This is a genomic window from Actinacidiphila acidipaludis (assembly GCF_019890725.1).
Taxonomy (GTDB): domain Bacteria; phylum Actinomycetota; class Actinomycetes; order Streptomycetales; family Streptomycetaceae; genus Actinacidiphila; species Actinacidiphila acidipaludis.
Map to the genome: position 1 here is coordinate 25,635 of NZ_JAINZZ010000053.1, position 13,762 is coordinate 39,396.

The 13,762-nt window shown below is 71.4% G+C and carries 11 protein-coding genes; 5 read left to right on the forward strand and 6 right to left on the reverse strand.

Annotation, left to right across the window (positions count from 1 at the left end; all coding sequences use genetic code 11):
* Positions 1–96: 96 nt before the first annotated feature.
* The 3 genes from K7862_RS29155 to K7862_RS29165 are packed head-to-tail and all read right to left on the reverse strand — an operon-like array spanning position 97 to position 3,832.
* Complete coding sequence (locus tag K7862_RS29155) at positions 97–1,137, reverse strand: LacI family DNA-binding transcriptional regulator (protein WP_222967696.1); 1,041 nt, start codon at positions 1,135–1,137, stop codon at positions 97–99.
* Positions 1,138–1,181: 44 nt separating this feature from the next.
* A complete protein-coding gene (locus tag K7862_RS29160) occupies positions 1,182–2,111 on the reverse strand; it encodes an ROK family protein (RefSeq protein ID WP_308012245.1) in 930 nt (309 codons plus the stop codon).
* Positions 2,108–3,832, reverse strand: coding sequence for a class I mannose-6-phosphate isomerase (locus K7862_RS29165; RefSeq protein WP_308012247.1), 1,725 nt, complete (start codon positions 3,830–3,832; stop codon positions 2,108–2,110). Before K7862_RS29165 ends, K7862_RS29160 begins: the two co-directional genes overlap by 4 nt.
* 295 nt (positions 3,833–4,127) lie before the next feature.
* Here K7862_RS29165 and K7862_RS29170 point away from each other — a divergent pair, with 295 nt between their 5' ends.
* The 5 genes from K7862_RS29170 to K7862_RS29190 are packed head-to-tail and all read left to right on the forward strand — an operon-like array spanning position 4,128 to position 11,736.
* Positions 4,128–5,441 carry an ABC transporter substrate-binding protein gene (locus K7862_RS29170; RefSeq protein ID WP_222967697.1) on the forward strand — a complete coding sequence of 438 codons (1,314 nt, stop codon included), beginning with the start codon at positions 4,128–4,130 and terminating at the stop codon, positions 5,439–5,441.
* A 44-nt stretch (positions 5,442–5,485) separates the two neighbouring features.
* Complete coding sequence (locus K7862_RS29175; protein ID WP_372461695.1) at positions 5,486–6,400, forward strand: carbohydrate ABC transporter permease; 915 nt, start codon at positions 5,486–5,488, stop codon at positions 6,398–6,400.
* Positions 6,397–7,218 (forward strand): carbohydrate ABC transporter permease, encoded by an 822-nt coding sequence (locus tag K7862_RS29180; RefSeq protein WP_222967699.1) that lies wholly within the window; start codon positions 6,397–6,399, stop codon positions 7,216–7,218. Before K7862_RS29175 ends, K7862_RS29180 begins: the two co-directional genes overlap by 4 nt.
* Before the next feature lie 37 nt (positions 7,219–7,255).
* Positions 7,256–8,473, forward strand: coding sequence for a glycoside hydrolase family 76 protein (locus K7862_RS29185; RefSeq protein ID WP_222967700.1), 1,218 nt, complete (start codon positions 7,256–7,258; stop codon positions 8,471–8,473).
* Between the two features lie 59 nt (positions 8,474–8,532).
* Positions 8,533–11,736 carry a glycoside hydrolase family 38 N-terminal domain-containing protein gene (locus K7862_RS29190; protein WP_222967701.1) on the forward strand — a complete coding sequence of 1,068 codons (3,204 nt, stop codon included), beginning with the start codon at positions 8,533–8,535 and terminating at the stop codon, positions 11,734–11,736.
* 51 nt (positions 11,737–11,787) lie between these two features.
* On the opposite strand, the gene K7862_RS29195 is transcribed toward K7862_RS29190, so the two are convergent.
* The 3 genes from K7862_RS29195 to ureG are packed head-to-tail and all read right to left on the reverse strand — an operon-like array spanning position 11,788 to position 13,756.
* Positions 11,788–12,168 (reverse strand): hypothetical protein, encoded by a 381-nt coding sequence (locus K7862_RS29195; RefSeq protein WP_222967703.1) that lies wholly within the window; start codon positions 12,166–12,168, stop codon positions 11,788–11,790.
* Between the two features lie 41 nt (positions 12,169–12,209).
* Positions 12,210–13,082, reverse strand: coding sequence for an urease accessory protein UreD (locus K7862_RS29200; protein ID WP_372461696.1), 873 nt, complete (start codon positions 13,080–13,082; stop codon positions 12,210–12,212).
* A complete protein-coding gene (ureG, locus tag K7862_RS29205) occupies positions 13,079–13,756 on the reverse strand; it encodes an urease accessory protein UreG (protein ID WP_222967705.1) in 678 nt (225 codons plus the stop codon). Before ureG ends, K7862_RS29200 begins: the two co-directional genes overlap by 4 nt.
* Positions 13,757–13,762: the final 6 nt, after the last annotated feature.

A 13,762-nucleotide genomic window follows, 5' to 3' on the forward strand; every position in this document is an offset into this window, starting at 1 on the left:
TCAGGCGGTCGCCGACGGATGTCGTGGAGGGGAGGCGCGTGCCGGCTGCCCGCCGTCGACCACGGGTGGAGGGCCGGGCACCCAGCCGAACGGGCGTCAGGCGAGCGGTCGCGGCCCGGCTCCGGGCCCGGCGGAAGGCGGCCCGTGGCGGATGACGCGGGTGGGGACGGTGACGCGACGGGCGGCCGGCGGCTGCCCGTCGCGCTGGTCGAGACGGTCGATCAGCAGGCGCGCCGCCTGCCGGCCGATCTCGTCGGCATCGTAGGAGACCAGCGTCAGCGGCAGGCCGAGCACATCGGAGAGTTCGAAGTCGTCGAACCCGGCCAGGGGAATGGTGGTCCCGGCCTTGTGGAGGGCCCGGATCGCGCCATGGCTGATGCGGTTGTTGGTGCAGAACAGCGCCGTGGGGCCGTCGGCCCGGTCCAGCAGTTCCGCGGCCGCCTGCTCCGCTGTGGCGGCGTCGACGAGACCCTGGCGGATCAAGGTGTTGTCCGGTTCGACGCCGGCTTCCTCGTGCGCCGCCCAGAACCCCCGCAGGCGCTCGGTCCCGGTGTACAGCGCGGGAGGGTTGCCGAGGAAGGCGATGCGGGTGTGCCCCTCGGCAAGGAGGGACGCGGTGGCCTCGCGGGCTCCGTGGAAGTCCTCGACCAGGACGCAGTCGGTGTCGAGGCCGGCCGGTGGCCGCGCAGCCAGCACGACGGGGACGTGGCGCATCGCATCCGCCAGATGCTTCTGCCGGCTCCCCGCGGGAACGACGATCAGCCCTTCGACCTGGTGGTCGATGAGGCCGTCGACCAGGCCGGGCTCCTTTTCGACCTGTTCGGCGGAGTTGCTGAGCACCACCCGGAAGCCGTACTCGGTGGCCACTTCCTGGACTCCGAGCGCAAGACGCGAATAGAAGGGGTTGGCAAGGTTGGTGACGACCAGACCGATCATTCCGCTGCCGCCCAGCCGCAGGCTGCGTGCGGTCTCGTTGCGGCGGTAACCGAGCTGGTCCACCGCGGCGAACACCCGCTCGCGGGTCGCCTGGGACACCCCGGGATCGTTCTTGAGCACCCGTGAGACGGTCATGGCACTGACCTGCGCGAGCTTCCCGACGTCGTGCATCGTCGGGCCGCCGCCTCGCCGAGCGGTCATGCCCCTTCTCCTCCCTGCGCTGGCCGGCGGCGGAGTCCCCGTCCTCATGCAGCGCCCGGTCCGTCCTGTACCCAGTGGGCGGCCCCGATCAGCGGAGCGTCCTCGGGCTGCGCGGCCGGCAGGACACTCACCGCTGGTGTCCCGGCTGAAGCCAGTCCGCCGGCGAGCGCGGGGTGGATCAACTCCCACGACCGGGCTATGGATCCGCCGACGACCACCGCGCCGGCCTGGAAGCGGGTGATCCATGGAGCCAGGGCCCGGCCGAGCGTGTCGAAAGCGTAGCGGAAGACCTCCGAAGCGACAGCATCCCCTTCCCCGGCGCGAGCGGCGATCTCCCGGACGTCCGGAAGGTGACCGCCGGCGGGCAGGGCCGCGCGTGCGTAGTGCGCGCGGATGGCCCGGCGCGAGATCACGTCCTCCAGCGGCCGGCCGTCCACGGTCAGACGGTGCGCGTGTCCTTCGGGCGGCACCCGGTCACCGTCGTGGACGGGCCGGCCGGCCCGCAGGAACGAGGAACCCACGCCGGTGCCGAGCGTCAGGCACACCACGCGGTCGTGCCCGGCCGCGGCACCGGCGCGATACTCGCCGAGCGCGAAGGCGTCGGCGTCGTTCAGGAAGCACAGCCGCTCGGCGCGATCGGCCAGGCGCCGGCGCAGACCAGCCCCGACGTTCACGCCGGACAAGGACTCGAACTTCCCGATGCCCGTGAAGCGGCCGATCCCGGCGGTGTAGTCGAAGGGGCCGGGCATGGCCACCCCCCAGCGGGCCCGGTGCCCCGCGGGCAACTCCAGGGCGGCCCGGGCGATCGCGTCGAGGATGCCGTCAGCCGTGGCGTGCGACCCCAGCGACTTACGCGTCACCGAGGACGCGACGGGGCGAGCGGTGCCGGGGTCGACGAGAGCGGCGGTGACATGCGTCCCGCCGATCTCGAGCACGGGGATCGCCGCGAACGCACCCGTGGACGCAGCGGTCACGGCTCGACCACCAGGGCCTTCACGACGCACACCTCGTCGGAGCCCACGGAGCGCACGCGGTAGGCGCCCACCGCCGCGGGCACGGTGAGGGTCTCCGCGAAGGCCAGGAAGTGTGTGCGGCCGTCGGCGGTCTCGATGACAGCGCCCTGGCCCGCCGCGAGGTTGAGGATGTGGAAGCGGCCGGCGGTGTCGTCGGCGATCTCGGCACCGGGGGCGACGACGAGACGGTGCACCGCGTAGAACATCTCCGGCAGCGCGCCGATGACCTCCTCGCGCCACCCCTCGCCGGCGCGCAACGTGCGCGGCTGCTGGATCAGGTCCTTCGTCACGTCCTCCCCGCGCCGGGTGGCGTCCAGATTGGCGAAGCCGTGTTCGTAGGGCAGAGGCCGGGACGCGCCGTTGGCGTCCTTGCGGAGCCAGTCGTAGAAGCGCAGCGAGTACAGGTAGGGCGTCGCACTCACCTCCAGCACCAGATTGCCGGCCCCCGAGGCGTGCGGAGTACCCGCGGGGATCATGAACAGCTGACCGACCCTGGCGGGGTGGGCCTGTACATGGTCCTCCACCGGCATCGGGGTGCCGTCGGCTATGGCGTCCTCCACCTGTCGGCGCATGGTGTCGAGATCCGCGTGCTCGGTCAGGCCGAGCAGCACCTTCGACCCCGGCGCCCCGGCCGTGACGTAGTACGTCTCGTGCTGGGTGTACGGCCAGCCGAACACCTCCCGCATGTACCGCTCCTGCGGATGGCAGTGCAGCGACAGGTTGCCGCCTCCCATCGTGTCGAGGTAGTCGAACCGGATGGGGAACGAGGTGCCGAAACGGCGGTGCACCTCCCGGCCCAGCATGTCCTCGGGGTGCAGCACGCACAGCAACTGGAAGGGGACCTCGACGTGCGCTCCGCTCCGCTCGCCGATGAGGACTCCCGCTTCGGGAGCGATCAACTCGTAGCCCAGGGCGGTGTTGCCGGCCTGCGGGGTGAAGCCCAGTTCGCTTGCCGCCCACCGGCCTCCCCACGGAGTGGAGTTGAAGTACGGGCGGGTGCGCACCGGGCCACGGGCCAGGTGCGCCAGGGTACGGCGCAGGGCGGCCCCGTCCAGTGACGCCGGCGCGTGCGCATCCTGCAGATCGATCCACCGGTCGACCCGGCGGGCGATCGCATCGCGGTGCCGGTCCTGTACCGGCCAGTCGGTGTAGAACAGGCGCACCAGATCACCCGGCTCGCCGGGGCGGCCCAGATTGACGCCGACCGGCAGGTCCTCGTGCGCCACGGCTGCCTCGGCGTATCGCTTGGGCAGGTCCGCGTACCACAGTACGTCCGGCTCGCAGAGCGCGGCACCGGGACCGAACACCACCACCACGACGCCGCCGTCCACGGGTTTCACCGGCCGGGGCACGGCGTCGAACAGGTCGGCGGCCTGCGCCTCCGACAGCGGGGTGAAGAACCGGTCGTGCTCGGGGACGGGGCGGGCGGACAGCCGCTCGGCAGCCGACGGCGCGTAGTGACCGCGCACGTCCAGCAGGTCGGCGTCCCACCCCGCGGAGCGCAGAGCCGCCGCCAGGCCCTCGGCCAGCGCATCCCAGTCCGCCGCGGCAGGACCGTCCACCGACAGGACGAGCGGGCCGGCCGGCAGTGCGGCGACCGCGGCCGGCCAGCCGGCGATGACCTGTCCGGCAACCGGCCCGTAGCTGGGGTGGGGATCGTACGAACGAGACGCGGGCTGCACATCGGCTCCTCAGTAGGCACCACGAAGTGCGTTAACGATAACAGTCGGTGGCCGAAACGGTCCACACTTCGTCTGCGGTGGATCTTCATTCCATTCATGGGGTTTGAGCTGCGAAGATGTCGTGATGCCGAACTGGGAATCCGTTCGTTCGGCACCGAGGCCTTGCTACCAACGGAATGGTGTCGTTAACCTCCACGCAACGTGCACTCGGTGACCCGGGGGATTGGCGGGTCCACGTATGCCCCGTGGTTCCCATCCGGCCGTAGCAGGTGGCCCGATTCGGTGAAGGTGATCAATGTCAGCATCGGGCAGGACCCGCCGTGCGGCCGCGCCGCTCGCCCGGCGCAGCTTCCTCGCCGGGACGGCCGCCGCCGCGGCCGCTCTCGCGCTACAGGGGTGCGCTCGCGGGGAGAGCACGTCCGCGCAGCCGGGGACCACGAGCCTCTCCAACGACAACGCCACCTGGGACGAGGGGTACCGCTCCGCCGGGCGAGCGCTGAAAGCGATCACCGGCAGTGCGCTACGGCCGTTGTCCAACCCCTCGGTGACCTCGTACCAGCAGGTCGTTCAGATGACCCTGCAGACGTCCAAGGCCTCCGACCTGGTCAAATGGGCCTCCGGATACCAGCTGAAGCGCTTGGCGCGCACGGACGGGCTGACCGACCTGACAGGGGTCTGGGACCGGTACGTCTCCAAGGGGTGGGTGCGCGACGCGTCCCGGGACGCGGCGTCCTATCGCGGCAAGGTCTACGGCATCCCGCTGTACGAGTCGTACTACGTGCTGTTCTACAGCAAGCCGGTGTTCGCGAAGCTGGGGCTGTCGGCACCGGGCAGCTGGGCCGAGCTGCTGCACTGCGCTGAGGTCCTCAAACGCAACGGGATCACGCCGTTCCTTGCCAGCCAGGTCGGCGGCTGGCCCGCGATCGAGTGGTTCCAGGAGCTGGTCACCAAGGTCGATCCCCGCTTCTACCAGAAGCTGGTGACCGGCCAGGCCTCGTACACCGACGCCCCGGCCCGCCGGGCGATGGACATCTGGCAGGACTTCATGCGCAAGGGCTGGATGACGTCACCCGACTTCGACCAGGCGCGCGGCCCCGGCGCGCTGAAGTCCGGCACGGTCGGTATGTTCCTCCACGGCACGTGGCAGGCCCAGGGGATGACCGCCGTCGGCATGAAGCCGGGCGTCGACTACGGCGCCTGCATCCTGCCCACCGTGCAGCCCTCCACCCCCAAGAGCGTGATCGCCGAGTCGGGAGTCTTCGTCGTCCCCCGCCGCGCGTCGTCCCACGGCGCGGCCATGGCCAACGTCGGTGCCTGGCTCGACCCCTCGGTCCAACGGGTCTGGAGCGACTTCCTGCAGGACAGCTCGGCGAACCCCACCGTGCGTTCGGGCAACCCGGTCGTCGCGCAGCTGCAGCAGGACATCGCCCGGGAGCACCGGATCCCGCTGATCCGCTACTGGGAGGCCAGCCCGCCGAGCCTCATCCAGGGCAACACCGACGACCTGGGCGGCTTCATGGCAGGACAGACATCCCCGGCCACCACGCTGCGCCGGATGCAGGAGCGTGCACGAGACGAATGGGCGGCCTGGAGGCGTGACGAGGCATGAGCACTTCGACAACAGACCGAGAACTCCCCGCCACCGGCGGCGGAATGCCGGCAGCGCCTGCCGGCGGTGCGGGGCGTACGCCGAGGTCCCGTCCCTGGCTCAGCACGCGTGAACGTCTCACGGCGGGCACGTTCATGGCCCCGGCGGTGCTCCTGGTCGTGGCGTTCCTGCTCGCCCCGTTCGTCTGGACGATCTACCGCAGCTTCTTCAGCGACTCCCGCACCTCGCCCTTCAGCTGGTTCGACAACTACTCGCGGTTCGCCTCCGATCCCGCGCTGACCCGCTCCGTCCAGAACACACTGATGTGGGTGGTGGGAACGGTCCTGCTCCCCTTCGTGCTGGGCCTCGCCATCGCCTGCATGACCAACGCGACCCGCTGGTCCCGCGCCGCACGACTGTGCGTGGTACTTCCCTACGCGCTCTCGGGCGCCGCGGTGGCGGTGGTGTGGAACTTCATGCTCACCACCGATGGCGCGGTCAACCAGGTCCTGACGAACCTGCACCTGGGCTCGCTGGCACACGGATGGCTGCTGACCTGGCCCGGCAACACCATCGTGATGATCCTGGCCAACGCCTGGCAGGCCACCGGCGTGGCCGTCATCCTCTTCCTGGTCGGCCTGCAGTCCATCCCGCCGGAGACTCTCGAGGCGGGAGCGCTCGACGGTGCGGGGAGCTGGCAGCAGTTCCGTCACATCGTCCTGCCGCAGCTCAGGCCGGTGTCGATCATCGTCATCGGCATGAGCCTCGTCAACGGTCTCAAGTCGTTCGACCTGATCTGGGTCCTCACCCAGGGCGGTCCCGGCCGGGCCACGGAGACCCTCGCGGTGTCCATGTACAACGAGACCTTCCTGGAACTGCGGCCCGGCGTGGGAGCGGCCATCGCGGTCGTCCTCACCGTGATCGTGCTGGCGGCCTCCTGGCTCTACCTCCGCCGTCAGCTGGACGTGAAAGGCGAATGACCATGCCCCTTGGCCGAGTTCTGCGCAACGGCACCGTCGTGGTACTGGCCGTGCTGTGGCTGGTTCCCACCTGGCTCCTCGTGGTCAACGCACTGGTGCCGGCAGGCGACTACTCCGGCAGCCCGCACTGGCTGCCCGGGCACGTCGGACTGTTCGGCAACATGTCCCAGGCCTGGGACAAGGCCAACCTCGGGCCGGCGTTCGGCAACAGCGCGCTGTACGCCACGGTCAGCGCCGTGGCCGCCGTGGTCGTGGCCACCGGTGCCGCCTTCGCCACGGTCATCATGCCGGTCAAGCGCCGCGTGCTGTGGTTCTGGGTGATCTACTCCGGCACCCTGCTGCCCCTGCAGGTCTTCATCCGGCCGCTGTTCGTGTCGTACGCCCGGTCGTCGCTGTACGACACCCAGATCGGCCTCGTTCTGATCTACACCGCGATCGCGGTTCCGTTCGCCTTCTTCGTCATGCGCAACTACGCGCTGACGCTGCCGCGTGAGGTCGTGGAGGCCGCACGGATGGACGGCGCGTCGTGGTGGCGGGTGTTCTGGCAGATCCACGTCCCGCTGACCAGGTCCGCGATGATCGCGGTGTTCGTCTTCCAGTTCGTGGCCGTCTGGAACGACCTGATGTTCGGCATCACGCTCACCACGAGCCGCAACATCCGGCCCGTCATGGCCGCCCTCGCCGATCTGCAGGGCAACTACTCCAACGTCGGGCCGCCGGTCGTGCTGGCCGGCGCCCTCCTGGTCTCCGTGCCGACCCTGGTCCTGTTCGTCTCCGCACAGCGCTACTTCGTCAGCAGCCTGAAGATCCACCAATGACCCCCGCACGCCTCCTCCTCGCTGCCAAGGGAACACCATGCTGAGATCTCTGCTCCGCCACGCCACGGTGACCGCCGTCTGCTCCGGGCTGCTGTGGACCGCCGTCCCCGCACAGGCGCAGACCGCTCCCCACACCATCCAGTCCGCGCAGTGGGCCGACCGCGCCACCGAGGCCTACCGCGCCCTGCAGGCCGACCTCTACCAGGGCCCCGACGCGCACGGCCTGTACCTCGAACGCACGCCCCGGCAGTCCGGAGACCCCGAGCACTCCTACCTGTGGCCGATGCGGGAGGCCACGGCAGCGGCCGTGGACATGCAGCGCCTCCCGAACACCGGCCGGGACTACCGCCAGGACGCGGCCGCGCGCTTCGGCACCGTCGAACTGTACTTCGCCGCCGGCGACCGGCCGGGCTACCAGTCCTACCTGCCCGCGCCCCTGGGGACGGGCGGCGACGCCTACTACGACGACAACGCCGTGGTGGGTCTGAGCGAGCTCGACCAGTACGAGGCCACCCGCGACGAAACCTACCTCCGCCGGGCCGAGCAGATCGTGCCCGTCGTCACGCGTGCCTGGGACGACGACGGCGCCAAGACCTGCCCGGGCGGGATGGACTGGTTCGACTCGCCCCGCAACAGCATCCGCGCCACCAACGTCACCTCGCTGTCCGCCCAACTGGCCGCCAGGCTCTACGCGGACACCCACGACCGCGGCTACCTGGACGCCGCCGAGAAGTGGTACGGGTGGGTCCACGCGTGCATGCGGCAGGCGCCGGGCCTGTACGTCAACGACCGCGGCGACGACGGCAGTACGGACCCGACCCTGTGGACCTACAACTCGGGATCCATGATCGGCGCGGCCGTCGCCCTGTACCGCGGCACCGGCAACGCCGACTACCTGAACAAGGCCGTCGAGGACGCCCGCGCCTCGCTGGCCTACTGGACGCAGGACAGCCGCCTGCACGACCAGCCGGCCATCTTCAACGCCTTCTACTTCAAGGACCTGCTGACCCTGGACGCGGTGCGCCCCGACCCCGCGTACCTGCGGGCCGTCAGCGCCTACGCGGACAGCACGTACGCCACCAACCGGGACGCCGCAACCGGTCTGTTCCGCTTCCAGCCCTCGGGCGGGGGCGACTACGACCCCGCCGCTCCGGCCGAGACCCTCGAACAGTCCGCCATGGTGCAGATCTTCGCCGTCCTGGCCCGCGCCACCCGGGACGACGACCACCAGCCCGGGCACCGACCGCACTCCTGACACACGCCGCGGCCCCGCCAGGCACCACCAGCCCTCAACGCAAAGGACCAGCACGCACCATGCCCAAGCCACCGCTGACCCGGCCTTCCTGGTGGGACTCCGATATCGCGCGCGATATCCTGCGCGACCGCGTGGCCGTCACCACCGGCATCGGGGATCTGGAGGTGCAGCTCTCGGGCGAGCCTCTGCTGCGCCGCGACAGCGGAGGCGGACTGCTGCAGTCCATCCGGCTGCGTGTGGGCCGCCCCGGCACCCCCCAGAACATCCCGCGGATCACACGGGTCCACGTCACCACCGGCGGGGGCGCCCCCGTCCACTGCGAGATCCTCCCCGGCCCCGGGGAGGACACCCGCATCCTGGTACCGGAAGTGGACACCCCCACGGACCTGCTGATCGAACTCCCCGACCTGGGGGACGACGCCCGGTTCGCGTTCCAGGCCCGTCCGCAGCGGCACTGGACGCTGCACCTGGTGCAGCACTCCCACCTCGACATCGGCTACACCGACCCCCAGGGCCGGGTGATGGCCGAACACCGCGCCTACCTCGACTCGCTGCTCGAACTGTGCGACGACACCGACGCGTGGCCGGAACCCGCCCGGTTCCGCTGGGCCGTCGAGGGCTTCCACTCCTTCCAGGACTGGCAGGCCAACCGGCCCCGCCGCCGGATCGACACCTTCCTCGACCGCGTGCGCGAGGGCCGCATCGAGCTGACGGCCATGCCGTTCAACCTGCACACGGAGACCTGCTCCACGGACGAACTCCACGAACTCCTGCGCCCGATGACCGAACTGCGCGACCGGCACGGCATCGACATCCGCACCGCCATGCAGACCGACGTGCCCGGGCAGGTGGTCGGCCTGCCCGACGTCCTGGCCACCAACGGCATCCGCTACCTGTCCGTGGCCCACAACTGGGCCGGCCGCGCCCAACCGCACCTCGTCGGCGGAGACGACCTGCCCCGGCTCTTCCGCTGGCAGACCCCGAGCGGCAACAGCGTCCTGGTCTGGCGCACGGACACCCCCCACGGACTGGCCTACATGGAAGGCTCCATCCTCGGCTTCGACGAGTCCTACGACCACGTCGACGACCTGCTGCCCGCCTACCTCAGCGCCCTGGCCGCGTTCCCCTACCCCCACCAGGGCCCCGGGATCCCCGGCTTCCCCGCCCTCGACCACACATCCAGCGCCGACCCGTATCCGTGGGACGTCCTGCACCTGCGCGTGCTGGGCAAGTTCGCGGACAACGGGCCGCCCCGCCGGATCATCTCCGACACGGTCCGCCGCTGGAACGAGCAGTGGGCCTTCCCGCACCTGCGCGCCTCCCGCCACCAGGACTTCTTCGAGGACGCCGAAAAGCGGGTCGGCGACCGCTTGGAGACCTACCGCGGCGACTGGAGCGACTGGTGGGTCGACGGCGTCGGCGCCGGGGCCGTGCCGATGGCCGCCACACGCCGCGGCCAGGCCGCCCTGGCCGAGGCCCAGACCGTCGCCGGCTACGCCCAGCTGCTGGGTGTGCCCGGCAGCACGGCCGTCACCAGGGCGGCGCCCGCGGTCTACCGCGCGGCCTCGCTGTTCAACGAACACACCTGGGGCGCCGGGGATCCCTGGACCCACGGGGACCACGGCCACGGATCCGGCGAGACGCAGTGGCACTGGAAGTACTCCCAGGCCCTGCGCGCGCACGACGAGGCGGAGACCCTGCTGGACTCCGCGGCAGCCCTGCTCGGCGAAGGTCTCCCCGCCGGGCCCGGCGCGCTGGCCTCCTACTACGTGGTGAACACCTGCAGTTGGCCGCGTGCGGAGACGGCACGCATCTTCCTGCCGGAGAGCACCGTCGCACTGGACGACGCCGTCCAGGTCCTCGACGCACGCACCGGCACGCTCCTGCCCGCCGCGCAGGAGGCGCAGAGCAACGAACGCCACCGGGCGGCCGGCCGGTTCCTGAACGTACCCGTGTCCGACGTGCCGGCCTGCGGCGCGGTGCGCCTGGACATCGTCCCCGCCGCCCCTGACACCGTGTCGCAAGCCGACAGCACGCCCGCGCGGTCGGAGGCCACCGTCCTGGAGAACGACCACCTGCGCGTCACGATCGACCTCCGCCACGCCTGCATCGGCTCCATCCTCGACAAGCACACAGGGCGGGAACTCGTCCGGCAGGACGCCACCGTCGGATTCAACGGCTACGTGTACGACGAGTACGCCACGGCCGGAGGCTTCAACCACCAGTCCAGCAAGACCGTCGCCGACGACTCGCTGCACCTGCTCGCCTCGCGGCGCACCGCACCGCCCGCGGCACTCGTCGACCGCACGACGGACGCCACCGGGCACACCCTGGTCTACGAGTGCGCTCCGGCCGGCACCCGCCGCCTGCGGGTGAAGGTGCACCTTCCGCACGGCGCGGCACGTATCGACATCGAGAACCGCATCGACAAGACGGCGACGCTGACCAAGGAGAGCGCGTTCTTCGCCTTCCCCTTCGCGCTGGACGACCCGGCCGTGCGCATGGAGGCGACCGGCGGTGTCACCGGCACCGGCCTGGAGACCGTGCCCGGATCCGCCACCCACATGCGTGCCGTCCGGCGCTGGGTCGCCCTGAGCGACGGGACCCGGCACGCGGCGCTGGCCACGGTCGACGCCCCCCTCGTCCAGGTCGGCGGTATCGCCGTCCCCTACGTGCCCTACCCGCAGTCGCTGGCCCAGGAGGAGCCGGCCACCGTCTTCTCCTGGGTGCACAACAACATCTGGGACACGAACTTCCCCGCGCAGCAGGCGTTCGACCACGGCTTCCGCTACAGCGTCGCCTTCGCGAGCACCGCATCCGGCCCGAACTCCGCGCCAGACCCCGCCGCAGACCCGGATCCGGCGATCGAGGAGCAACTGGCGGTGCGCACCGCAGCGGTGACCAGCCACCCGTTGGTGACGGTGCGGGCACGGGCCCAAGCGGGTGGGCAGGCACCCGCGCAGTTGGGGTTCCTTGCCGTGGACGATCCGCGCGTGCGCCTCGTGGGTCTGACGAACCCGAGCCAGGACGTCCTCCTGGTCCGCCTGCAGTCCCTGACCGACACCCCGGTCACCTGCCGCCTGACCACGCCGTTCCCGGTCCTTCAGGCGTTCAGGACCACCTACCTCGGCCTCACGCCGACCGAACTCCGCCTGGAACCGGGCGACGTGATCCCGATCGAGGTGCCCGCGCTGGGAACGGCAGCGGTCACCGTCCAGTTGGCCCGCTCCGCAGCCGAACACCTCGCGAGTCCGCAGCCGTGATCCGCCGCGGCTGCGAAGCCCCGCGCCGAGGCGTCACCTGACGGCGAGGCGTCAGGCCGTGGCGCTGGCGTGCGGTGTCTCCAGGTCCCAGATGACGCGGGCCACCGAGAACCGCATGTTGTTCTGGCAGTCGTACTTCATCTCCTGGATGGGGAAGGGGTTGCTCGCCATCGGGCTGTTCTCGGCGACGGACACCCGCTGCACCAGCGTGTACTGGGTGTCCTGGTCCGCGGCCAGCCAGTTGCCGCACGTGGAGGCGCCGGTGAGTCCGTTGGCGCTGGCGGACAAGGCCGCCGCGGGGACCCCGTGCGCTTCGTCCTGGCCCGATGAACCGCCCTGGGCCGGCGACGCGTTGGCTCCCGCCGTGCCCGTCCCGTCACCGGTGCTGCCGGAGACTCCCGCCGTGGCGGACGTCCGACCGAAGGCCGCCACGACCTAAGGGGGCGGACTGCGGAGCCGTGGGCGGGGGGGGCTCAGGGCGGACCGGCGGCCGGCACCGGCCGGATGTCTGTCGCGCTCCCATCGAGCAGCTCCTCCAGGGTGCGGGCCAGCAGCGGGCGCAGGTGCCGGGCGTCGGGGGCGAGAGCGGTGACCAACGTGGCGGCGCCGCCGGCGAGCGGAGTGGCCACCGCCTGGACGACGTCCGAGGCGCGGGTGAGCAGTTGCGGGCCGAGGGTCGCGGTCCCGGAGCCCGCCACGAGCAGCTGACCGAACGCGCGGTGGCCCGCGAGGCCGGCCGGTCCGTCCCAGCCAGGAGCGGAGCCGGGTCCGACACGGAAATCCTGGTCGAGCAGCGGCCGGCCGTCCACGGTCACGGTGAGCCGGGAGGCCAGCCGTCCCGGGCTCTCCCCGTACCGTCCGAGCACGGCCTCCTCACGCAGCACCAGGCGGGCCCCGCGCACGAGGTCGACCCGGGTCGTCATGCGCAAGTCGCTTCCAGCCGCCGCGATCAAGGGCTCGGGCAGCCATAGCAGTTCCGCGCCTCCGGCTACCGTCAACAGCACGTCGTACCACGCGGATTCGCCGCCACGGCCGGGCAGGGCCACGGTCGCCGCAGCCGACCTGACGGTCAGCCGCGCGTCGGCCCCGACGGCGATCTCGACCCGCATCCGGTCGCCGCCCAGGGGTGCGCTCATCGCGCCCACCAGCGTGACGGCGGCACCCTTCGGCCGCGGTGACTGCTGAGTCCACGCCCGGGTCCCCGTCCGGCGGACAGCCAGTGCGCCCTCCCCGGCGAGCAGCGGCAACGCAGTGCCGCCCCGGCCGTCGGCGACGGCTGCGACGCGGACGCCGCCCGTCACCCTGCCGGCCGTCCGCGGGCAGCTCGCGACCCCCGTGGTGGTCACGCGGCCCCCGCCGTGCTCTCGGCGAGCCGCTCGCGGATCCAGTCGGCGACCGGTGCGACGCCCTGGCCGCGGGCGACCGAGGTGAACACCGTCGGCAGGCCGCCGCGCTGCGCGGCCGCGTCCGCGGCCATCCGGTCGAGGTCGGCGCCGACATGCACCGCCAGGTCGACCTTGTTGACGACGAGCAGGTCGGACATGGTGACCCCCGGCCCGCCCTTGCGCGGGATGTCGTCCCCGCCGGCCACGTCGATCACGAACATCTGGACGTCGACCAGCCCTTTGGAGAAGGTGGCGGTCAGGTTGTCCCCGCCGGACTCCAGCAGCACGAGGTCCAGCGGCCCCACCCGTTCCTCCAGTTCCTCCACGGCCTCGAGGTTGGCCGAGATGTCGTCGCGGATCGCGGTGTGCGGGCAGGCGCCCGTCTCGACGGCGACGATCCGGTCGGGTGCGAGGACCGCTTGGCGGAGCAGGAAATCGGCGTCCTCGCGCGTGTAGATGTCGTTGGTGACGACGCCGATGGACACCTCGTCGCGCAGCGTGCGGCACAGGGCCGCGACCGTCGCCGTCTTGCCGGAGCCGACAGGTCCGCCAAGACCCACCCGCAGGGCGCGGTGGCCGCCGGGTACGGACATGGTGTGCCGCTGGGGGAAGATCTCGGGATGGTCCTGGTGCATGGTTGC